18 protein-coding genes are annotated in these 21666 nt (G+C 65.5%); 3 read left to right on the forward strand and 15 right to left on the reverse strand.

The annotated features are described in order from the left end of the window. Positions 1–255 precede the first annotated feature (255 nt). Both AC3B6A_RS15750 and AC3B6A_RS15755 read left to right on the forward strand, forming a co-directional pair. On the forward strand, positions 256–1122 hold the full coding sequence (locus tag AC3B6A_RS15750; protein ID WP_488398141.1) for a pirin family protein: 867 nt from the start codon (positions 256–258) through the stop codon (positions 1120–1122). A gap of 32 nt (positions 1123–1154) precedes the next feature. Further along, complete coding sequence (locus tag AC3B6A_RS15755) at positions 1155–2414, forward strand: sugar MFS transporter (protein WP_488398142.1); 1260 nt, start codon at positions 1155–1157, stop codon at positions 2412–2414. A 165-nt stretch (positions 2415–2579) separates the two neighbouring features. Here the strand turns inward: AC3B6A_RS15755 and AC3B6A_RS15760 are convergent, their stop codons facing one another. From AC3B6A_RS15760 to AC3B6A_RS15795, 8 genes are all read right to left on the reverse strand, one after another. Further along, the gene (locus AC3B6A_RS15760) at positions 2580–3311 is read right to left on the reverse strand and encodes a dienelactone hydrolase family protein (protein WP_488398143.1); all 732 of its coding nucleotides are present in this window, start codon (positions 3309–3311) and stop codon (positions 2580–2582) included. Positions 3312–3390: 79 nt separating this feature from the next. Continuing rightward, entirely contained in the window at positions 3391–3882 is a 492-nt protein-coding gene (locus AC3B6A_RS15765; RefSeq protein WP_488398144.1) for a YfbM family protein, read from the reverse strand. Positions 3883–3940: 58 nt separating this feature from the next. After that, on the reverse strand, positions 3941–5131 hold the full coding sequence (locus AC3B6A_RS15770; protein WP_488398145.1) for a DUF4303 domain-containing protein: 1191 nt from the start codon (positions 5129–5131) through the stop codon (positions 3941–3943). 2 nt (positions 5132–5133) lie between these two features. Then, positions 5134–6204: an SMI1/KNR4 family protein gene (locus AC3B6A_RS15775; protein WP_488398146.1), complete on the reverse strand. Its 1071-nt coding sequence runs from the start codon at positions 6202–6204 to the stop codon at positions 5134–5136. Positions 6205–6375: 171 nt separating this feature from the next. After that, positions 6376–8280, reverse strand: a complete 1905-nt coding sequence (gene htpG / locus AC3B6A_RS15780) for a molecular chaperone HtpG (RefSeq protein ID WP_488398147.1) — start codon at positions 8278–8280, stop codon at positions 6376–6378. 96 nt (positions 8281–8376) lie between these two features. Further along, a complete protein-coding gene (locus AC3B6A_RS15785) occupies positions 8377–9624 on the reverse strand; it encodes an MFS transporter (protein ID WP_488398148.1) in 1248 nt (415 codons plus the stop codon). Then, positions 9625–10071, reverse strand: coding sequence for a PaaI family thioesterase (locus AC3B6A_RS15790; RefSeq protein ID WP_488398149.1), 447 nt, complete (start codon positions 10069–10071; stop codon positions 9625–9627). Then, on the reverse strand, positions 10068–10544 hold the full coding sequence (locus tag AC3B6A_RS15795) for a PaaI family thioesterase (protein WP_488398150.1): 477 nt from the start codon (positions 10542–10544) through the stop codon (positions 10068–10070). Before AC3B6A_RS15795 ends, AC3B6A_RS15790 begins: the two co-directional genes overlap by 4 nt. Positions 10545–10704: 160 nt before the next feature. Between AC3B6A_RS15795 and AC3B6A_RS15800 the strand changes: the two genes are divergently transcribed. Beyond that, complete coding sequence (locus tag AC3B6A_RS15800; protein WP_488398151.1) at positions 10705–10929, forward strand: hypothetical protein; 225 nt, start codon at positions 10705–10707, stop codon at positions 10927–10929. A gap of 64 nt (positions 10930–10993) precedes the next feature. Here AC3B6A_RS15800 and AC3B6A_RS15805 read toward each other — a convergent pair whose 3' ends face one another. From AC3B6A_RS15805 to AC3B6A_RS15835, 7 genes are all read right to left on the reverse strand, one after another. Next, entirely contained in the window at positions 10994–11752 is a 759-nt protein-coding gene (locus AC3B6A_RS15805) for a DUF599 domain-containing protein (protein WP_488398152.1), read from the reverse strand. Positions 11753–11913: 161 nt separating this feature from the next. Beyond that, a complete protein-coding gene (gene brnQ / locus AC3B6A_RS15810) occupies positions 11914–13227 on the reverse strand; it encodes a branched-chain amino acid transport system II carrier protein (protein ID WP_488398153.1) in 1314 nt (437 codons plus the stop codon). 480 nt (positions 13228–13707) lie between these two features. Next, the gene (gene sucD, locus AC3B6A_RS15815; RefSeq protein WP_015477515.1) at positions 13708–14589 is read right to left on the reverse strand and encodes a succinate--CoA ligase subunit alpha; all 882 of its coding nucleotides are present in this window, start codon (positions 14587–14589) and stop codon (positions 13708–13710) included. Continuing rightward, entirely contained in the window at positions 14589–15755 is a 1167-nt protein-coding gene (gene sucC, locus AC3B6A_RS15820; RefSeq protein WP_488398154.1) for an ADP-forming succinate--CoA ligase subunit beta, read from the reverse strand. The genes sucD and sucC overlap by 1 nt, the downstream gene beginning before the upstream one ends. A gap of 160 nt (positions 15756–15915) precedes the next feature. Continuing rightward, a complete protein-coding gene (lpdA, locus tag AC3B6A_RS15825; protein WP_488398155.1) occupies positions 15916–17352 on the reverse strand; it encodes a dihydrolipoyl dehydrogenase in 1437 nt (478 codons plus the stop codon). A gap of 81 nt (positions 17353–17433) precedes the next feature. Beyond that, entirely contained in the window at positions 17434–18663 is a 1230-nt protein-coding gene (odhB, locus tag AC3B6A_RS15830; protein WP_488398156.1) for a 2-oxoglutarate dehydrogenase complex dihydrolipoyllysine-residue succinyltransferase, read from the reverse strand. A gap of 42 nt (positions 18664–18705) precedes the next feature. Next, positions 18706–21537, reverse strand: coding sequence for a 2-oxoglutarate dehydrogenase E1 component (locus AC3B6A_RS15835; protein WP_488398157.1), 2832 nt, complete (start codon positions 21535–21537; stop codon positions 18706–18708). Positions 21538–21666: the final 129 nt, after the last annotated feature.

The raw sequence follows: 21666 nt of genomic DNA on the forward strand, positions 1-21666 counted from the left end.
AGTTGGCACTATCGTGCAGGCAAAGTAACAAACTGTGTCCCGCCTGCCAATCCGAAGGATGAAATCCGCCTCTTTTCGCGGAAGAAAGAAAAGCCCGGCATGCAGCCAGGCTTTTCGCACAAGGTGATTCACTCGACGGCGAGGGTCTTTTCCGCCTGCCGGCGATCCGGCACAGGGCGCCACTGCCCCGCGCGAATCGGGTCCGGGCGGCCGCGAGCGGCTATCATGCCCAGAACAGACCTGTTGGATACCGCCATGAGCGACGCCCTGCTGACCATCCGCCCGCGCACCGAAGACGTCGAGGGCGTGCCCATTCTCCGCCCGCTGCCGTCCGCGCAATGCCGCAGCGTCGGCCCCTTCGTGTTCTTCGATCACATGCTCGAAAACACCTTCGCCCCCGAGCACGGCATGGACATCCGCCAGCACCCGCATATCGGCCTGTCCACCCTCACCTACCTGTTCGAAGGCCAGGTGCAGCACAAGGACAGCCTCGGTTCCGACCAGCTCGTGGAGGCCGGCGACGTCAGCTGGATGACCGCCGGGCGCGGCGTCGCCCACGTCGAGCGCACCCCGCAGACGCTGCGCCAGGAGGGCTCGCGCCTGCACGGGCTGCAGGTGTGGCTGGCATTGCCGCGGGAGCAGGAAGGCTGCGAACCCGGCTACAGCCACCACCGCGCCGCCAGCCTGCCGGAAAGCGAGGCCCTGGGCGTGCGCATCCGCATGATCGCGGGCGCCGGCTTCTGCCTCGAATCGCCGGTGCCGGTGCGCTCGCCGACCCTCTACGCCGAGCTGAAACTCGCCGCCGGCGCCACCCTGGCGATTCCCGACGAACACCCGGAACGCGCGCTGTACCTGATCGCGGGCGAAGCCCTGCTCGACGACGAAGCGGTGGCTGCGCACGAACTGCTGGTGCTGCCCGCGGGCGCCACCTTCACCCTCTCCGCCTGCACCGACTGCCACGCGGTGATCATCGGCGGCGCGCCGCTGGACGGCCCCCGGCGGATGAGCTGGAACTTCGTCGCCAGCGACCCGGCGCTGATCGACAGCGCCCGCGCCCGCTGGTCCGCCCGCGACTGGCCGACGGTGCCGGGCGAGCGCGAACGCATCGAACTGCCGCGCTGAGCGCGGCCCCTCCCCGGCCACAGGAGTCCGCGATGGACCAACCGCACGCCAACCGCCACACCAGCGCCCTGACGGTGCTCACCCTGCTGTTCTTCATGTGGGGCCTGATCACCTCGCTGAACGACATCCTCGTGCCGCACCTCAAGGCGGTGTTCACGCTCTCCTACGTGGAAGCCTCGCTGATCCAGTTCTGCTTCTTCACCGCCTACTTCGTCATGTCCTTCCCCTCCGGGCGGCTGGTGGAGCGGGTCGGCTACAAGAGCGGGATCATCGTCGGCCTGGCCACCGCCGGGGTCGGCTGCCTGCTGTTCTACCCGGCGGCGGGGGCGCAGTCCTATCCGTTCTTCCTCGCCGCGCTGTTCATCCTCGCCTCCGGCATCACCCTGCTGCAGGTGGCGGCCAACCCCTACGTGAACATCCTCGGCCGGCCGGAAACCGCCGCCAGCCGCCTCAACCTGACCCAGGCCTTCAACTCCCTGGGCACCACGGTCGGGCCCCTGGTGGGCTCGGTGACCATCCTCGCCATCGGCGCCGGCGCCGCCTCGCAGATCGGCGGCTCCGCCGCCAGCGAGGCGGGTTCGGTGCAGACGCCCTACCTGGTGCTCGCCGGGCTGCTGTTCGCCATCGCCGTGCTGATCGCCCTGTTCCGCCTGCCGAAGATCCACCACGGCGAGCCCAGCGACGGCGCCGCGGCCGGGCGCCATTCGCTGTTCGCCCACCGCCACCTGATCTACGGCGTGATCGGCATCTTCACCTACGTGGGCGCCGAGGTGTCGATCGGCAGCTACCTGGTCAGCCTGATGGGCCAGCCGGAGATCGCCGGCCTGCCCGCCGAGCACGCCGGCAGGTACCTGTCGCTGTACTGGGGCGGCGCGATGATCGGCCGCTTCATCGGCAGCGTGCTGATGCGCGCCATCCCGGCCAACCGCATGCTGGCCTGCAACGCCCTGCTCAACACCCTGCTGATCGCCGTGGCCCTGGGCGTCGGCGGGCATGTGGCGATGTGGGCGCTGATCCTCATCGGCCTGTTCAACTCGATCATGTTCCCGACCATCTTCTCCCTCGCCCTGGAAGGGTTGGGCAACCTGACCAGCAAGGGCTCGGGGCTGCTCTGCATGGCGATCGTCGGCGGCGCGGTGATGCCGCTGATCCAGGCGTTCTTCGCCGACCGCATCGGACTGCTGCACTCCTTCGCCATCCCGCTGCTGTGCTACCTGTACATCGCCTGGTTCGGCGCCCGCGGCTATCGCGCCGACGAACGCGTGGCGCAGCGCCCGGCCGGCGCACCCTGAGCAAGGGCCGGGGATGAACGATCTGCAAGGATTGTTGTAGGAGCGAGCTTGCTCGCGAATCCAGCCTCGTAGCGGAGGTCGTTCGCGAGCAAGCTCGCTCCTACGAAAAGCAGACAAAAACGCCGCGCCCCAATGGGGGCGCGGCGTTTTCATTCACGCGGGGCATCAGCCGCCGAAGCGTTCGTCCAACAGGTCGAACATCGCGGCGAACGCCCGGCGCGACACCTTGGCGTCGTACTGCATGGTGCCCGGCACCTGGGCGTGCGGGTCGGTGAAGGAATGCGCGGCGCCGCCGTAGCTGGTCAGCGCCCAGTCGACGTTGGCGTCGGTCATTTCCTTGGCGAAGGCGCCGAGCTGCTCGCGCGGCACCAGCGGGTCGATGGCGCCGTCGAGCACCAGCACCGAGCCCTTGATGTTCTTCGCATCGGCCGGATTCGGCGTGTCCAGGGTGCCGTGGAAGGACACCGCCGCCGCCAGCGCCGCGCCGTCGCGGGCCAGCTCCAGGGCGCAGCAGCCGCCGAAGCAGAAGCCGAAGGTGGCTACCTTGGCGGCATCCAGCGGCGCCTTGGCGGACTGTTCCAGCAGCGCCTTGAGCGAGGCCTGCATGCGCTTGCGCAGCAGCGCGCGGTCGTTCTTCAGCGGCATCATAGCGGCACCGGCCTGCTCCGGGCCGTTGGGCCGCACGTCCTTGCCGTAGAGGTCGGCCACCAGCACCACATAGCCGCGCTCGGCGACCTGGCGGGCGATGTCCAGGGCACCCTGGCTGACGCCCATCCAGTTCGGCGCCATCAGCAGGCCGGGGCGCGGCGCGGTGGTGGACGCATCGAGCACCAGCTGGCCTTCGAAAGCCTGGCCATCGACGCTGTAGGCCACGGGTTGCACACTGATCTGACTCATTGGGGTAGTCCTCTGATTAATGCCGGGGAAGCATACTCGGGGTTCGACAGGTGTTCCATTCAGGGCGGGAGGCGCACCATCAGCAGATGCTGACCAGCACGTGCCGCTGTGTACTGGCGCAGACCTGATAGAAGTCGCGCAGTTCCCGGAAGGCGTCGCCCAGTTCAGCCTTGAGCTGCGCCGGATCGTCCGTCCAGATCTTCGGATAGAGTTTGGCCTTGCGGAGCCTGGCGAAATCGACGGTGGCCAGCGCTTCATCGATCGACACAGCATCGAGCGCAGCGATGATGGCCGGTAGTTCATCGCGCCCTGTGCAGGCGATGAAGTCTTCGCAGTCGAAGACCTGCACGCCGACCACCGCCTCGCTCAGCGGGTTGCCTTCGATTGGCGAGCTGGCGGACACACCGCTGAGCAGGAAGTGCAGGCCATCCCACATCTTGTCCAGCCCAACCCGCGGGCAGCCCGCTTCTTCAAGTTCCTCCACCGCATCGAGCAGCTCTTCGGCAGGTGCTTCGCTGAGGCGCTTGAGCGTGGCGTCATCCACGCTCAGGTAGACGGCCTGGATTCTCATGATGACTCTTCCCGAGTGTGTTGAGGTCGTATGGCTTGTACGTGCGGAAGGCCGAGCATCACTGCTGCTTGAACTCTTCCAGCACATCGCGGGCATGTTCACGGATAAAGGCCCACTTCGAGTTCAGGCCCTCCCGGGCCGCCGCCACTTCGCTGGCGTCCAGGGTGCAGAAGCCACAGCCCGGCGCGAGCGCCTCAGCGACAGCGGGCTCGATATCCGGGTACTGCGCCAGCACCGCTTCGAGCGGGCGGTAGTCGAGCGGACGGTGCTTGCCACGGTCTCGGAAGGAGCGATAGGGAGCACTGAGTCCACGCGCTGCCACGTCGGCAGGCAACTCGCTCAGGTGCGCTGCAATCAGGTCCATGCGGTCGAGCCGTGCCAGTGCCGACGCGGCCCAGGCGCGCTCGCTTTCGTTACCCGCCGCATTACCCATGGTGGTTTCCAGCGCGCTGATGACGTCGGGCGTCGAGTGGTTGATCTCGGCCAGCAGCATGCACGCCTGCCATACGTCACCGGCACTGCGCCCGGCGACGACGTCGAGCAGCGCCGGCACGGCGACCTCGCCCAGTGCGCGGACGAGCGCGTCGTACTCCCCGAGCAGCGGGCCAGCTGGAGCGGCGCGCACGGCGTGCGGCACCAGTTCGGCAACCTGCTCTGCCAACGGCAAGGCCGCGATACGGGCCCGTTCGCGCTCAGCCTCGTCGTACATCGGGAAGTGTCGCAGCAGCTGCGCACGGGTGAGACTGAGAGGGATCAGGTCGCCGGATTCGTCCGTGGCCACGGCGATGAAGTGCTTGTCGACCAGGCCGTCCTTGAGCAACTGGGCGCGAGCGCGCTTGGCCGCTCGGGGAAAACAGTGCAGGAAGCGCTCATAGACCACTTCCCAGGCGCTGAAGCTGCCCTCGGCCGTGGCATGGGCGAATTCGGCGCACTGCGTCGCCCATTGATCCTGTGCTTCACCCGGCTCGAAACCGTGGTCCTCGGCGTACTGGCTCAGGTCCGGGCCGGACCAGCGCAGGTCCTCGCCGTCATCGCCATAGTCCGCTGCCATCCGGGCCAGGGCCTGCTCGGTGCCGACCGTCAGCATCGGCCAGTAGAGGACCGAGCCATCGCCATAGAACTCATGGAACATCGCGCCGTAGATGGTTTCATCCGGACAGGTTTCACGGATCCGCCGCACCGCGCTCACCACATGGTCCACGGCGGCGTCCTCAAGGGCTTTCCAGTCGAATTTCTGCTGTGGGGGCATCCCTACTCTCCGCTATGGCTGAGCTGTCCTGACGGATCGTCGACCGCCAGCAGGGTACGAACCAACTCAGCCGCATAGTCCGCAGCGAAGCGGTAGCCGCCATCGCTGTGCACAATGCTGCCAGCGGCGAGCCGCGCTTCCCACCAGTCACTCAGGAAGCCAGGGGCATAGCCGCCGGTGCAGAAGCCGTAGGGATCGGCCACGTAGCGGGTGGTCAGCATCAGCGTGTAGCAGGGACGCCGGTAGTCGCTCTGCTCACTGGAGCAGTCGTGGAAGTCTTCGTACGACTCGGCGGTCTTGAGCTGGGAGAACAGCCAGAACATCGCGTCGTACATCCGATGAGAATCCGCGTCGGCATGCAGGGCGAAGAAGCCCTTGGCGCGCACGATTCGCTCGGCCAGGCGGCGGATGTGGCGTTCGCCATCGGGCAGTTCGGCTGCCGCTGCATCCAGGGCGCGGCGCAGGATGGGCGACAGCGTGCCGCGCTGCACCGTGGCGAGGTCGGCCTCGAAGGTTTCGGCGTCGTCGTTGAACTCGTCCTCGCTGACCAGCCCGCGGATGAAGGTCGCGAAGTCCGGTGCGACCTCGGTGATCGCGTAGTCGGCCTCCTGGTCGACATGCACCACCCGTGGCTCGCCCTGCGGCCCGCACTGGCGGTAGTCGAGCATGATCATCTCGTGTCCGGCGCTGGGCGTGTTGGCGATACCGATCCCGATATCGGGATAGCCCCACTCGGCGCGCATGAAAGCCGACCCGAGATCACCACACAGCGAGTAGGTCGCCGTGCGTCCGATGGCATAGATGCCGGTAATCGCGATGTGGTCCTCGGCCCAGCACGTCGGCTCACTCATCGGGTAGCAGCAACGCTCGACACCGCCTCCATTGCGCAGGCGCGCCAGCTCCACATAGGCATCTGGCAACCGGTAGCCGCACTCCGCCTCGATCTGCGCAATCAGCTCGTCACTGGGCGCCGGCTCGGTGTAATGGCTGGCCGAATAGTCGCCTTCGTCCCAGAAGCCTTCAGGATCGAAGCCTTCGAAGGCGCCCGTGGTTCTCCCGACAGCGTGCGTCATTCCATTCTCCCTTGGGGCACGGAAGCCCTTGTCCGCGCCGAATCAGCTTGCCGAGCCGTCGATGGTTGGCATCGGCTTGTCCTTGCACTGGGATGTGCACATGCCAGCCCAATGAAAAACGCCACGATTTCAGCACTGAAATCGTGGCGTTTGCTCCAGCCCTGACAGGGCTTAGGCGGAAAGCTCCACCAGCAGTTTGTTCAGGCGGCGCACATAGGCCGCCGGGTCCTTCAGGCTGTCGCCGGCCGCCAGCGCGGCCTGGTCGAAGAGGATGTGCGTCAGCTCGCCGAAGCGGTCTTCGTCGGGCTCGGCATCCAGCTTCTCGATCAGCGGGTGGGCCGGGTTGAATTCGAAGATCGGCTTGGAGTCCGGCACCTTCTGCCCGCTGGCTTCGAGGATCTGGCGCATCTGCAGGCCCAGGTCCTGTTCGCCGATGGCGAGGATCGCCGGCGAGTCGGTCAGGCGATGCGACACGCGCACCTCGGCGACTTCATCGCCCAGCGCGGCCTTCAGGCGCTCGGCCAGGCCCTCTTTGGCCTTGGCGACTTCTTCCTGGGCCTTCTTGTCCTCTTCCGAGTCCAGGCTGCCCAGGTCCAGGTCGCCACGGGCGACATCGACGAACTGCTTGCCGTCGAACTCCGGCAGGTAGCTCATCAGCCACTCGTCGATGCGGTCGGTGAGCAGCAGCACTTCGATGCCTTTCTTGCGGAAGACTTCCAGGTGCGGGCTGTTCTTCACCTGGGCGAAGCTCTCGCCGGTGAGGTAGTAGAGCTTGTCCTGGCCTTCCTTCATCCGGCCGATGTAGTCGGCCAGGGAAACGCTCTGCTCGCCGCTGTCGTCGCCGGTGGAGGAGAAGCGCAGCAGACCGGCGATCTTGTCCTTGTTGGCGAAGTCCTCGGCCGGACCTTCCTTCAGCACCTGGCCGAAGTTCTTCCAGAAGCCCTTGTAGGCTTCGGCGTCGTTGCCCGCCAGCTTTTCCAGCATGTCCAGGGAACGCTTGGTCAGCGCCGACTTCATCGAGTCGACGATGGGGCCGGACTGCAGGATTTCGCGGGAGACGTTCAGCGACAGGTCGTTGGAGTCCACCACGCCCTTGATGAAGCGCAGGTACAGCGGCAGGAACTGGTCGGCCTGGTCCATGATGAACACGCGCTGCACGTACAGCTTCAGGCCGCGCGGGGCCTCGCGGTGGTACAGGTCGAACGGCGCGCGGGCCGGGACGTAGAGCAGCGAGGTGTATTCGAGCTTGCCCTCGACCTTGTTGTGGCTCCAGGTCAGCGGGTCCTCGAAATCGTGGGCGATGTGCTTGTAGAACTCCTGGTATTCCTCGTCCTTCACCTCGGTGCGCGGACGGGTCCACAGGGCGCTGGCGCGGTTGACCACTTCCCACTCGGCTTCGGCCGGCTTGTCGGCCTCCTCACCGTGGTGTTCCTTGGGCAGTTCGATGGGCAGGGCGATGTGGTCGGAGTATTTCTTGACGATGTTGCGCAGGCGCCAGCCATCGGCGAATTCCTCTTCGCCGTCCTTCAGGTGCAGGACGATGCGGGTGCCGCGGCCAGCCTTCTCGACGATGGCGACTTCGAACTCGCCCTCGCCCTTCGACGACCAGTGCACGCCCTCGCTGGCCGGCGCGCCGGCGCGGCGGCTGAACACGTCGACCTTGTCGGCGACGATGAAGGCGCTGTAGAAGCCCACGCCGAACTGGCCGATCAGGTGGGAATCCTTCTTCTGGTCGCCCGAAAGGTTCTTCAGGAAGTCGGCGGTACCGGACTTGGCGATGGTGCCGAGGTGCGCGATGACGTCCTCGCGGCTCATGCCGATGCCGTTGTCTTCCAGGGTGACGGTCCTGGCGTCCTTGTCGAAGCTGACGCGGATCTTCAGCTCGGCGCCGCCTTCGAGCAGTTCGGGCTTGGCCAGGGCCTCGAAGCGCAGCTTGTCGGCGGCGTCGGAGGCGTTGGAAATCAGTTCGCGAAGGAAGATTTCCTTGTTCGAATACAGGGAATGGATCATCAGGTGAAGCAGCTGCTTCACTTCGGTCTGGAAGCCCAGTGTTTCTTTTTGAGTCTCCGCGCTCATTGTTTCTCGCTCCGAGGATGACAAATGCCGCGTCATGCGGCCGATGTCAGCGAGATGGGGGCTTCCTGAACGAATTCAAGGGGTTGCCCCGAAGACTCAGCGCGAGAGCAATTCGATGCTGATCACTTCGCTGGGACGCAGGATGTAGCTGGCCTCCCCCGCGCCGCTCAGGCTGTGGCGAATGACCAGGCGGCCGTTGGCGTCCAGGCCGACGAAAATCCCTTCGGCCGTGCGCCCGCGCTCGGTCTGCACCCGCATGCCGCGATTGGCGAAACGCTCGGGCGCGGCCTGCAGGCGCTGCAGCGGGATCACCCCGTTTTCCGGCGCTGCCAATGGCTGGCCCGCTGCCGCGTCGACGGGCTGCGTCGATGGCAGCGCCGGTGCCGGCGGCGGGTTGTCGGCCAGGCGCGGGTATTTGTCGCCCCTGACGCTCCAGCCGTGGGTCTCGCTCCGGATCAGGGTGAGCGGCAGCGTCTGCGGCTCGCCGGCGACGCTGAAGTCCGCCGTGACCTCCAACCTCGGGCGCAGGGTGTCCAGCCTGGGCAGCGCAGTCAGCTCGACATCGCGCCGGGCGAAGCGCCGCTGCAGGTAGTCGCGCACCACGTAGACCAGGGTGTCGCGGGAGTCGAAGCGGGTGTCGACCTGCCCGTCGCGATAGCGCAGGCGATCGGTGTACAGCTCGACCTGGCCGCTCAGGGTGGTCCGCATCTGCGCCGGGAGCACCAGGTGGAAGGCCCCGATCATGCGGTTGGGCGCCTCCGGCTGGAGGTCCAGGTGCAGGCTGTAGCCGCGCGTCAGGCGGACCGCCTCGGGCAGGTCCTGGCCGGGCGCCAGCCAGCTGATCTCGATGGTCGGCAGCTGACCCGGATCGTCAGGCAGCACGTTCAGCCGCAGCGGTCCCTGGACCGGCGCGGGCAGGCGAATCTGCACTTCGCGGTGCGCGTAGAAGTCCTGCCCTTCGCGCAGGCTCAGCACCCCGTCGATCAGCTCGGCCTGCTCGGGTGCGAACGGCTTGCCGTTCAGCTCGCCGCGCAACTGGATCGCCAGCTCCGGCCTGGCGACCGGCTCGGAGCGCAGCCAGTCGAGGCGCAGGATCGCCTCCAGGCGCGCGCTGTCGTGGGTGGCCAGCAGCGTCAGGCCGACCACCAGTGGAATGCAGCCCAGCCCGATCAGCGACACGGCGCGGCGCGCGCGCAGCCAGTGGCGCAGGACGAACGCCAGCGCCAGCGGCGGCACCAGGCTGGAGATCCCCCAGAACAGGCTGCGGCTGAACGCCTGGCTGATCAGCCAGACATAGCCGGCGAGGATCAGCAGCAGGCCGAGCAGGATCAGCAGCGTGTCCATTCAGGCACCGTCGACCTTGAAGTGCGCCCGCGCGGTGGCGATGGGCTCGGCGCGGGTGGTCTGCCAGGCGGTGATCGCCACGTTGGCCACCCGCCGTCCCTGGCGCCAGACCTGGCACTGCGCGTAGGTATCGCGGAAATGCCCGGCGCGCAGGTAGTCGATGGAGAAGTCGATGATCTTGGGCATGTGCGGAATGCCCATGAACATCAGCAGGTGCAGCAGCGCCGCGTGCTCCATGAAGCCGGCGACCACCCCGCCATGCAGCGCCGGCAGGGTCGGGTTGCCGATGTTGTCGGGGTTGGCCGGCAGGTGGAACACCGCGTCGTCGCCCAGGCGCAGGCAGCGGATGCCGATCAGCCGGGCGTAGGGGATCGAGTCGATCAGCCCGTCGTAGTTCTTGCTCTCGTGGGCTGCACGCACCAGTTGCTCGATGCTCGGGGTGCTCATGCGCCGGCCTCCCCGTCGACGCTGCGCTTCACGCCGCCGGCGGAGACCGCCTTGCCCATGCGCATGAAGGTGCCGACCACATGGGCGATGGGCTCGGAGGGATCGTCCTGGTAGGCGATGCCACGGGTGAAGATGATGTTCGGCGTGACGCGGTAGCACTCGGCGAAACCGAACACATCCTTGCCGGGCTCGGCCGGGTGCATGTAGTCGATGCGCAGGTCCAGGGTCGGGCAGATCTCGAACTGCGGCAGCACGCAGACGGTGGAGATGCCGCAGGTGGTGTCCATCAGCGTGGTGATCGCGCCGCCGTGGATCACGCCGGTTTCCGGATTGCCGACGATGGCCTGGCTGTACGGCAGGCGCAGCGTCAGTCCAGAGGCGTCGGCGGCGTGCGCGCAGATGCCCAGCAACTGGCAGTGGCGCAGCGCCGAGAGAAAGCGCTCGGCGCGCTCAAGGATGGGGTTTTCACTCATGGGAGCGGGCACTGGATGACTGCACGGGCCCGCATCATACCCCGCACAAAGCTACACCTACAGTGATGAGCTACTACGCTGTACGAATATTCATTGAACTTCTGCGAGAGACGCTCGCTCAAAGGGCTAACACTAGGAAAGCCGCACATGGAGGCTCCACATGAAAAAAACCCTTCCCCTCGCTCTGATGCTGATCGCCGGTCTCGGCCTTGCCGCCTGCGATAAGAAAGAAGAGCCCAAAGCGCCGGCCGCGCCCGCCGCTACCGAGCAGCCGGCCACCCCGGCGCCGACGACTCCGCCGGCACCTGAAGCCGCTCCGGCTACTCCGGCGGCCCCCGCCACCGCGCCGCAGGAGCCTGCCGGCGAAGAGCAGAAGCAGCAGTAAGCCGCTTCTCGCGCTGTACAGCACAAGGCCCGCTTTCGCGGGCCTTGTCGCATCCGGCGCCGGCTCAGGCCGGGATGTCGTCGATCTCGCGCGGCGCGTCCGCCTGCGGTGTCGGCGTGTAGACCATCACATGCAGCACGCGGGAATGGAATTCGCGCTGATACAGCACCCCCACCACGCCGGCGGTCACCAGCGCGAAGATCAGCGGATTGATGAACCAGGCCAGCATCGCCAGTCCGAAGTAATAGGAACGCAGGCCCTGGTTGAACTGGTGCGCCGCCAGCGACACCACCCGCGCCGCGCGCTCGGCGAACAGCTTGCGCTCCTGCTCGCCCACGCTGCGTTCCCCCACCATCGGCGCGGAACCCACCAGCACCGCGGCGAAGTTGTACTGGCGCATGCACCAGCTGAAGGTGAAGAAGGCGTACACGAAGACCACCGCCAGGCAGAGCAGCTTCAGCTCCGACAGGCCACGGCTCGGCGAGGTCACGAACGGCAGGTCGGCGAGCACCGAGATCGTGCGCTCGGCGGACCCCAGCAGGGTCAGGATGCCGGCGAGGATGATCAGGGTGCTGGAGGCGAAGAACGAGGCATTGCGCTCCAGGTTGCCGATCACGCTGGCGTCCGCCACGCGGTTGTCACGCAGCAGCAGGCGCCGCATCCAGTCCTGGCGGTAGAGGTGCAGCACGCTGGCCAGGCAGGCGGTATCGCGGGCCTTGGCCTTGGCGTAGCGGGTGTAGCCGATCCAGCAGACGAGGAACCAGAGGATGGCGAACAGGTTCCACAGGTACTGGATATCGAACAGGTCGACGACGTCGGTCATGCTTGTCCTTGCGCGGGTCGATGCGAAATTGTGGGAATACGCGGCGGATAGACGCCAGATGCGCGGAGAAAGACACGGTCGAATGACTTTCCGCAGGAGCCGCGACCGAGCATGAAAAAGGCCGCCTTGTGGGCGGCCTTTCTTCGTTTGCGCGGCTGGGGTCAGGCCATCGCTTCCTGCGGCTTGCCCAGCAGGCGGTCGACCACCGCCATCACCGCCAGCGTGGCCACCGACGGGATCAGCCAGGCGAGGCCCTGTTCGGCCAGCGGCAGGTGCGCCATCCAGTCCGGCATCCAGGCGCCCAGTACGGTCCCCTTGAGAGCGTCGATGAGGCCGAAGACGAAGGAGATCGCCATCACCGGGGCGACGATGCGGGTCTGCGAACGCCACAGGCTGGCGCAGAAGCTCAGCGCCACCAGCACGATGCACGGCGGGTAGATGGCGGTCAGCACCGGGATGGAGAACTGGATCAGCTTGGTCAGGCCCAGGTTCGACACCAGCAGCGAGAACGCCGCGAGGATGATCACCAGGCTGCGGTAGGACAGCGGCACGATGCGGCAGAAGTACTCGGCGCAGGCGCAGGTCAGGCCGACGGCGGTGACCAGGCAGGCCAGCGCGATCAGCACGGCGAGGAAGGCGCTGCCCGGCGAGCCGAAGGTGTGCTGCACGTAGGCATGCAGGACGGCGGCGCCGTTGCTGGCCCCGGCGGCGATGTCGTGGCTGCCGGCGCCCAGGCGGAACAGGCTGATGTAGACCAGCGCCAGGCCCACCCCGGCGATCAGCCCGGCGACGATGGCATAGCGGGTGATCAGGCGCGGCGACTGCACGCCCCGGGAACGGATCGCGTTGACGATGACGATGCCGAAGACCAGCGCGCCGAGGGTGTCCATGGTCAGGTAGCCATTGACGAAGCCCTGGGAGAACGCCGCAGCCTCATAGGCCGGCTCCGCGGTGCCGATGGGGCCGGCGGGCAGCATGAAGGCGGCAGTGCCAAGGATCGCCAGGGCGATGATCTTCAGCGGCGCGAGGAAGCGGCCGACGGTATCGAGCAGCTTGCCCGGGTACAGCGAGATCACCAGCACCACCAGGAAGTACACCAGGCTGTAGAGGAACAGCGGCAATGCGCCCTCCCCGACCAGCGGCGCCAGGCCCACTTCGAAGGACACGGTGGCGGTGCGCGGGGTGGCGAACAGCGGGCCGACCGACAGGTAGCAGACGGCTGCGAGCAGTCCGCCGGCGACACGGCCGATGGGGTGGCTGAGGGTGTCCATCGCCCCGCCGACCTTGGCCAGCGCGACCACGGTGATCACCGGCAGACCGACCGCGGTGATCAGGAAGCCCAGCGCCGCCATCCACACGTGCGGTCCGGACTGCAGGCCGACGATGGGCGGGAAGATGATGTTGCCGGCCCCGACGAACAGGGCAAAAGTCATAAAACCAAGCGCCAGGATGTCCTGGCCTTTCAAAACGTTCATGAAGGGAAATACCACAGTGCTGAAACGGTTTCGTGGTCCGCCAAGACGCAACGACCGTACGGACGTGACAAAGCCGCATCGAACGGGATCGGCCGACTCACCGGGGGCGAGCCTGCGCATCCTGTGATGCTGCTGTCATCGGTACGGAGATTTGTTCTTGGAAGTCCGATAGCAGAGGTTTTCCATGGGCTCGTGGCCCGGCTGCTCCTGCATGCTGGTGACGCGCCATCCGTGACGGTCAGGAATCGCCGTCACTCGGGGTAGGAGATGACGGTGAGCGAGCCTTCCCTTGTGGGGAACGCAACGCTTCAGATAGTTGCTAGCCTAACGAAGCATTCCGACGAACTGCACTGACACCCGTCAGGTCGTCCGCGGAATGAACAGGAGTGTCGCCTGAGCGACACTCCCGGGGCGGGACTACAACGGCAGAGGCCACCCGAAGGTGGCCCCTGCGTTGCTGACGGTCGGTAAGCGAAACGCTTACTTGACCGTCCAGCCGGTCAGCTCGGCCAGGGCCTTGCCGATGTCGGCCAGGGAACGCACGGTTTTCACACCAGCGTCCTGCAGGGCGGCGAACTTCTCGTCCGCAGTGCCCTTGCCACCGGAGATGATGGCGCCCGCGTGGCCCATGCGCTTGCCGGGCGGTGCGGTAACACCGGCGATGTAGGACACCACCGGCTTGGTCACGTTGGCCTTGATGTAGGCAGCCGCTTCTTCTTCGGCCGAACCACCGATCTCGCCGATCATGACGATGGCTTCGGTTTTCGGGTCTTCCTGGAACAGCTTCAGGATGTCGATGAAGTTGGAGCCCGGGATCGGGTCACCGCCGATGCCCACGCAGGTGGACTGGCCGAAGCCGGCGTCGGTGGTCTGCTTCACGGCTTCGTAGGTCAGGGTGCCGGAACGCGACACGATGCCTACCTTGCCCGGCAGGTGGATGTGACCCGGCATGATGCCGATCTTGCACTCGCCGGGAGTGATCACGCCCGGGCAGTTCGGGCCGATCAGGCGTACGCCCAGCTCGTCGCACTTGACCTTGGCTTCCAGCATGTCGATGGTCGGGATGCCTTCGGTGATGCAGACGATCAGCTTGATGCCGCCGAAGGCAGCTTCCAGGATCGAGTCCTTGCAGAACGGAGCCGGAACGTAGATGACCGATGCGTCAGCGCCGGTGGCTTCCACGGCTTCCTTGACGGTGTTGAACACCGGCAGGCCCAGGTGGGTGGTGCCGCCCTTGCCGGGGGTCACGCCGCCAACCATCTTGGTGCCGTAGGCGATGGCCTGTTCGGAGTGGAAGGTGCCCTGCGAGCCGGTGAAGCCCTGGCAGATGACTTTGGTGTCTTTATTGATCAGGACGCTCATTACTTACCCTCCGCGGCCTTGACGACTTGCTGGGCAGCGTCGGTCAGGCTGGTCGCCGCGATGATGTTCAGACCGCTTTCGGCCAGGACCTTGGCGCCGAGATCGGCGTTGTTGCCTTCCAGGCGGACGACAACCGGGATTTTCACGCCGACTTCTTTCACTGCGCCGATGATGCCTTCGGCGATCATGTCGCAACGCACGATGCCGCCGAAGATGTTCACCAGAACGGCAGCGACGTTGCTGTCGGAGAGGATGATCTTGAACGCTTCGGTCACGCGCTCCTTGGTCGCACCGCCGCCAACGTCGAGGAAGTTGGCCGGCTTGCCGCCGTGGAGGTTGACGATGTCCATGGTGCCCATGGCCAGGCCGGCGCCGTTGACCATGCAGCCGATGTTGCCTTCCAGCGCGACGTAGTTCAGTTCCCACTTCTGCGCATGGGCTTCACGGGCGTCGTCCTGGGACGGGTCGTGCATGGCGCGCAGCTTGGGCTGACGGTACATGGCGTTGGAGTCGATGTTGATCTTGGCGTCCAGGCAGTGCAGGTTGCCGTCTTTCTTGATCACCAGCGGGTTCACTTCCAGCAGTGCCAGGTCGTAGTCCTGGAACAGCTTGGCCAGGCCGACGAAGATGTGGGTGAACTGCTTGATCTGGTCGCCTTTCAGGCCCAGCTGGAAGGCCAGCTCGCGGCCCTGGTAGGGCTGGGCGCCGACCAGCGGGTCGATGGTAGCCTTGAGAATCTTCTCGGGAGTGTCGTGAGCGACCTTCTCGATGTCCACGCCACCTTCGGTGGAGGCCATGAAGACGATGCGACGGCTGGAACGGTCGACAACGGCGCCGAGGTACAGCTCCTTGTCGATGTCGGTGCAGGATTCCACCAGGATCTTGCTGACCGGCTGGCCGTTGGCGTCAGTCTGGTAGGTCACCAGACGCTTGCCCAGCCAGTTGGCGGCGAACGCCTTGGCGTCCTCTTTGCTCTTGACCAGCTTCACACCGCCCGCTTTACCGCGGCCACCGGCATGTACCTGGGCCTTAACGACCCACTCGGTACCACCGATCTTTTCACAGGCTTCTGCGGCCTCTTCGGGTGTGTCGACGGCGAAGCCCTTGGATACGGGCAGGCCGTACTCAGCGAACAGCTGCTTACCCTGATATTCGTGGAGATTCATGCTTGTCTACCGTTTTCGTCTTGGGTATTGCGCATAAGGCGCGGCGCTCGTGGCACCGCGCCACCTGTGACCGCTTCCCCCTCAGGGGAGAAACGATCCGGCGAGCCGGGGGCAGCCCCTCGCAAAAAGACTGCCGCCCTCCCCGCCGTGGTCCCGTTCCTTAGCGCTTCTTGCGGTTGGCGATGTGGATGGCGTGGCCATTCACTGCCAGGGCCGCTTCGTGCAGCGCTTCGGACAGAGTCGGGTGGGAGAAGACCATCATGCCCAGGTCTTCGGCACTGGTGCCGAATTCCATGCCGATCGCGCCCTGCTGAACCAGCTCGGCGGCGCTCGGGCCGATCACGTGGACGCCCAGGACGCGGTCGGTCTTGGCATCGGCGATGACCTTGACCAGGCCGGTGGTGTCGTTGGCAGCCATGGCGCGGCCGCTGGCGGCGAACGGGAAGGTGCCGACGTTGACTTCAACGCCTTCGGCCTTCAGGGTCTGCTCGGACTTGCCGACCCATGCGATTTCCGGGTGGGTGTAGATCACCGCCGGAATCAGGTCGTAGTTCATCTGGGCCTTGTGGCCGGCGATGCGCTCGGCAACCATCACGCCCTCTTCCGAGGCCTTGTGCGCCAGCATCGCGCCGCGGACCACGTCACCGATGGCGTAGACGCCCGGAACGCTGGTGTTGCAGTGGTCGTCGACGTAGATGAAGCCGCGCTCGTCCAGGGTCACGCCGCTGTCGGCGGCCAGCAGGTCGGTGGTCACCGGGCGACGGCCCACGGCCACGATCAGCTTGTCGAAGGTTTCCTTCTGCTCGCCGTTGGCGTCGGTGAAGGTCACGGTGACCTGCTTCTTCTTCACATCCGAGCCGGTGACGCGAGCGCCCAGGCGGATGTTCAGACCCTGCTTGGTCAGGACCTTCAGGGCTTCCTTGGCGATCTGCTCGTCGGCAGCCGGGAGGAACTTGTCCAGGGCTTCCAGGACGGTCACTTCGGCACCCAGGCGGGCCCAGACCGAACCCAGCTCCAGGCCGATGACGCCGGCGCCGATCACGCCCAGCTTCTTCGGTACGCTCTGGAATTCCAGGGCGCCGGTGGAGTCGACGATGATGTCGTCGGTCAGCGGCGCCGGCGGGATTTCGACCGGCTTGGAGCCGGAGGCGATGATGATGTTCTCGGCTTCCAGGACCTGGGTCTTGCCGTCCAGGCCGGTCACTTCGACCTGCTTGTTGGCCAGGACCTTGCCGTGGCCTTCGAAGGAGGTCACGCCGTTGGCCTTGAACAGGGTGGCGATGCCGCCGGTCAGGTTCTTCACGATGTTGGCCTTGCGGGCAACCATCGCCGGCACGTCGATGGTGACGCCCTTGGCTTCGATACCGTGGACCGCGAAGGCCTCTTTGGCTTCATGGTACTTGTAGGAGCTGTCCAGCAGCGCCTTGGACGGAATGCAGCCTACGTTCAGGCAGGTACCGCCGAGGGCGACCTTGCCCTCCTTGCCGATGTACTTCTCGATGCAGGCGGTCTTCAGGCCGAGCTGGGCGGCACGGATGGCAGCTACGTAACCGCCAGGGCCAGCACCAATCACAACCACGTCGAATTTCTGGCTCATATCTCAATCCTTATTCCGGTGAAGCGGACGGCCCCTCTCGGGGCCGTCGTGTAGTACGGGGCCGTCGTGTGAATTGACGAATCAGACGTCCAGCAGCAGGCGAGCCGGATCTTCCAGCAGATCCTTCATGGTGACCAGGAAGCTTACAGCCTCCTTGCCGTCGATCATCCGGTGATCGTAGGACAGCGCCAGGTACATCATCGGCAGGATCACCACCTGGCCGTTAACGGCCATCGGGCGCTCCTGGATCTTGTGCATGCCGAGGATGGCGGTCTGCGGCGGGTTGACGATCGGAGTCGACAGCAGGGAACCGAATACGCCACCGTTGGAAATGGTGAAAGTACCACCGGTCATGTCTTCGATGGACAGCTTGCCGTCTTTGGCCTTCTTGCCGAAGGTGGCGATGCCGTTCTCGATCTCGGCCAGGCTCATGAACTCGGCGTTGCGCAGTACCGGTACGACCAGACCGCGGTCGCTGGAAACTGCCACACCGATGTCCTGGTAGCCGTGGTAGACGATATCGTTGCCGTCGATCGAGGCGTTGACGCCCGGGAAGCGCTTCAGGGCTTCGGTGGCGGCTTTGACGAAGAAGGACATGAAGCCCAGGCGCACGCCGTTGTGCTTCTTCTCGAACAGGTCCTTGTACTTGTTGCGCAGGTCCATGATCGGCTTCATGTTGACTTCGTTGAAGGTAGTCAGCATGGCCATGGAGGACTGGGCTTCGACCAGGCGCTCGGCGACCTTGGCGCGCAGGCGGGTCATCGGTACGCGCTTCTCGACGCGATCGCCGGCGGCGAAGATCGGCGCCTCGGCAGCCGGAGCGGCGGGCTTGGCGGCAGGAGCCGCGGCCGGAGCGGACTTCTTGGCTTCAACGGCGGCCACCACGTCTTCCTTGGTGACACGACCGCCCTTGCCGGTGCCGGTCAGGCTGTTCGGGTCGATGCCGTTTTCTTCGGCGAGCTTGCGGGCGGCCGGCGACAGGATGTTGTCGTCAGCGGCAGCAGCCGGGGCAGCGGCGGCCGGTGCGGCAGCCGGAGCTGCGGCGGCAGCGGCCGGAGCGGCAGCGGCGGCACCGCCTTCGCTCAGCTTGCCCAGCAGTTCGGCGGAGAGAACGGTGTCGCCTTCGTTCTTGACGATCTCAGCCAGCACGCCATCAGCCTCGGCGAGCACTTCGATCACGACCTTGTCGGTCTCGATGTCGACGATCAGCTCGTCACGCTTGACGACGTCACCGACCTTCTTGTGCCAGGTTGCGACGGTGCCGTCGGCAACCGATTCCGGGAAGGTTGGGGCTTTGATTTCGATAGCCATTATGTGTGTTTCCTTAAATTCGGTATCAACTGCGCGTTGGCGTTAAACGGTGAAGGCGTCCAGCAGAAGTTTTTCCTGCTGCTCGGCGTGCATCGAAGCGTAGCCGCAAGCCGGAGCTGCCGAGCCATCGCGGCCGGCGTATTCCAGGTTGAGGCCTTTCTTGTGTGCAGCGATGACACGGCGCATGTGGTGCTGCGAGCAGAACCAGGCACCCTGGTTCATCGGCTCTTCCTGGCACCAGACGATGTGCTTGAGGTTCTTGTACTGCGACAGAACGTCGGCCAGGTCGTCTTCCGGGAACGGGTAGAGCTGCTCCAGGCGAACGATGGCGATGTTGTCGCGGCCCTCGGCACGACGCTTCTCCAGCAGGTCGTAGTACACCTTGCCGCTGCACAGCACGATGCGGTCGACCTTCTTCGGATCCAGGTTGTCGATCTCGTTGATGACGGTCTGGAACGAGCCGTTGGCCAGATCTTCCAGGGTCGAGATGGCCAGCTTGTGACGCAGCAGCGACTTGGGAGTCATCACGATCAGCGGCTTGCGCAGCGGACGGATCACCTGGCGGCGCAGCATGTGGTAGACCTGAGCCGGAGTGGTCGGCACGCAGACCTGGATGTTCTGCTCGGCGCACAGCTGCAGGTAACGCTCCAGGCGCGCGGAGGAGTGCTCCGGACCCTGGCCTTCGTAGCCGTGCGGCAGCAGCATGGTCAGGCCGCAGAGGCGCTGCCACTTGGTCTCTCCGCTGGTGATGAACTGGTCGATCACGACCTGCGCACCGTTGGCAAAGTCACCGAACTGGGCTTCCCAGATCACCAGCGCGTTCGGCGTGGTGGTGGCGTAGCCGTATTCGAAGGCCAGCACGGCTTCTTCCGAGAGGTAGGAGTCGTACAGGCTGACGCGCGGCTGGGTGTCGAACAGATGAGCCAGCGGGATGTAGACCGAGTCGTCCTTCTGGTTGTGCAGCGCCGCGTGGCGGTGCGAGAAGGTGCCGCGGCCGACGTCCTGACCGGTCATGCGCACCGGGTGACCTTCGAACAGCAGGGTGGCGTAGGCCAGGTTCTCGGCGAAGCCCCAGTTGATCGGCATGCCACCGGCCGCCATCTTGGCGCGGTCTTCGTAGATCTTCTGTACCTGACGCTGCATGACGAAGCCGTCGGGAGTCTCCAGCAGCTTGCCGGACAGTTCCTGCAGGGTCTTCAGATCGAAGCGGGTGTCGTGACGCGCGGTCCAGGCATGGCCGACGTAGGGACGCCAGTCGACGAAGAGCTCCTTGTTGGGCTCCTTGACCAGGCTCTTCACCACGTGCAGGCCGTTGTCCAGGGCGTCGCGGTAGTCGTCGACCTTCGCCTGGGCCTGCTCGGCGGTCTGCACGCCGGCAGCGATCAGCGCATCGGCATACAGGTCGCGGGTGGTGCGCTGCTTGCCGATCTGCTGGTACATCAGCGGCTGGGTGCCGCTCGGCTCGTCGGCCTCGTTGTGGCCACGGCGACGGTAGCAGAGCAGGTCGATGACCACGTCACGCTTGAACTGCATGCGGTAGTCGACGGCCAGCTGGGTCACGAACAGGACCGCTTCCGGATCGTCGCCGTTCACATGGAGGATCGGCGCCTGGATCATCTTGGCCACGTCGGTCGCGTACTCGGTGGAACGAGCATCGTCCTGGCGGCTGGTGGTGAAGCCCACCTGGTTGTTGATCACGATGTGGATGGTGCCGCCCGTCTTGTAAGCACGGGTCTGCGACATCTGGAAGGTCTCCATGACCACGCCCTGCCCCGCGAAGGCGGCATCGCCGTGGATGGAGATCGGCACGACCTTGTCGCCACTGCCGTCCTTGCGACGGTCCTGGCGGGCGCGTACCGAACCCTCGACCACCGGGGAAACGATTTCCAGGTGCGAGGGGTTGAACGCCAGGGCCAGGTGGACTTCGCCACCGCTGGTCATGACGTTGGAGGAGAAGCCCTGGTGGTACTTCACATCGCCGGAACCCAGCTCGACCAGTTTCTTGCCTTCGAACTCGTCGAAGAGCTCGCGCGGGTTCTTGCCGAGGGTGTTGACCAGGACGTTCAGGCGGCCGCGGTGGGCCATGCCGATGACGATTTCCTTGACGCCGTAGGAGCCGGAGCGCTGGATGATCTCGTCGACCATCGGGATCAGGCTCTCGCCACCTTCCAGGCCGAAACGCTTGGTGCCCGGGTACTTGGTGCCCAGGTACTTCTCCAGGCCCTCGGCGGCGGTCAGGCGCTCGAGCAGGTGCGAACGGGCGTCGGCGGAGTAAGCCGGACGACCACGCACGCCTTCCAGGCGCTGGGCGAACCAGTGGCGCTGCTCGGAATCGACGATGTGCATGAACTCGGCACCGATGGTGCTGCAGTAGGTCTGCTTCAGGGCGTCGAGGATTTCGCGCAGGGTCGCCTCTTCCTTGCCGATGTAGAGCTCACCGGTGCGGAAGGTGGTGTCGAGGTCGGCGGCAGTCAGGCCGTAGTGATCGATCGAGAGGTCCGCGGGAGCGGTACGCACCCAGAGACCCAGCGGATCGAGCGTCGCTGCCTGATGGCCACGCAGGCGGTATGCCAGGATCAGGCGCAGGACTTCGACCTGCTTCTTCTCGTGCTCGGTGCTTACGCTGCCGGCGGATGCCGGCGCGGCACGGCGCTGGTTCTTGGCCAGGAGTACGAAATGATCACGGATGGAGGAATGCGAGACGTCGGGAGCGGAATTGCCGTCGGCGGGGAGCTTCTGGAAGTACGTGCGCCACTCTTCTGGCACAGCGTTCGGGTCGTGCAGGTAGAGCTCGTAGAGCTCTTCGACGTAGGCAGCGTTACCACCGGATAGATGGGCACTGTTCCACATCCGCTGCATTACGCTTTCGTGCATGCTTGGTCACCCTCGGTAAGGGGACTCCACCTGATGGAACCTCTGGCCCGAAGAGCGACTTCAAGCCACCGATTCCCGCAGATAGTCCGGGTACCAGCCCGGATGCCCCTGCTGGTCATATATATGATT

It is taken from the genome of Pseudomonas sp. B12(2026), from assembly GCF_057767015.1.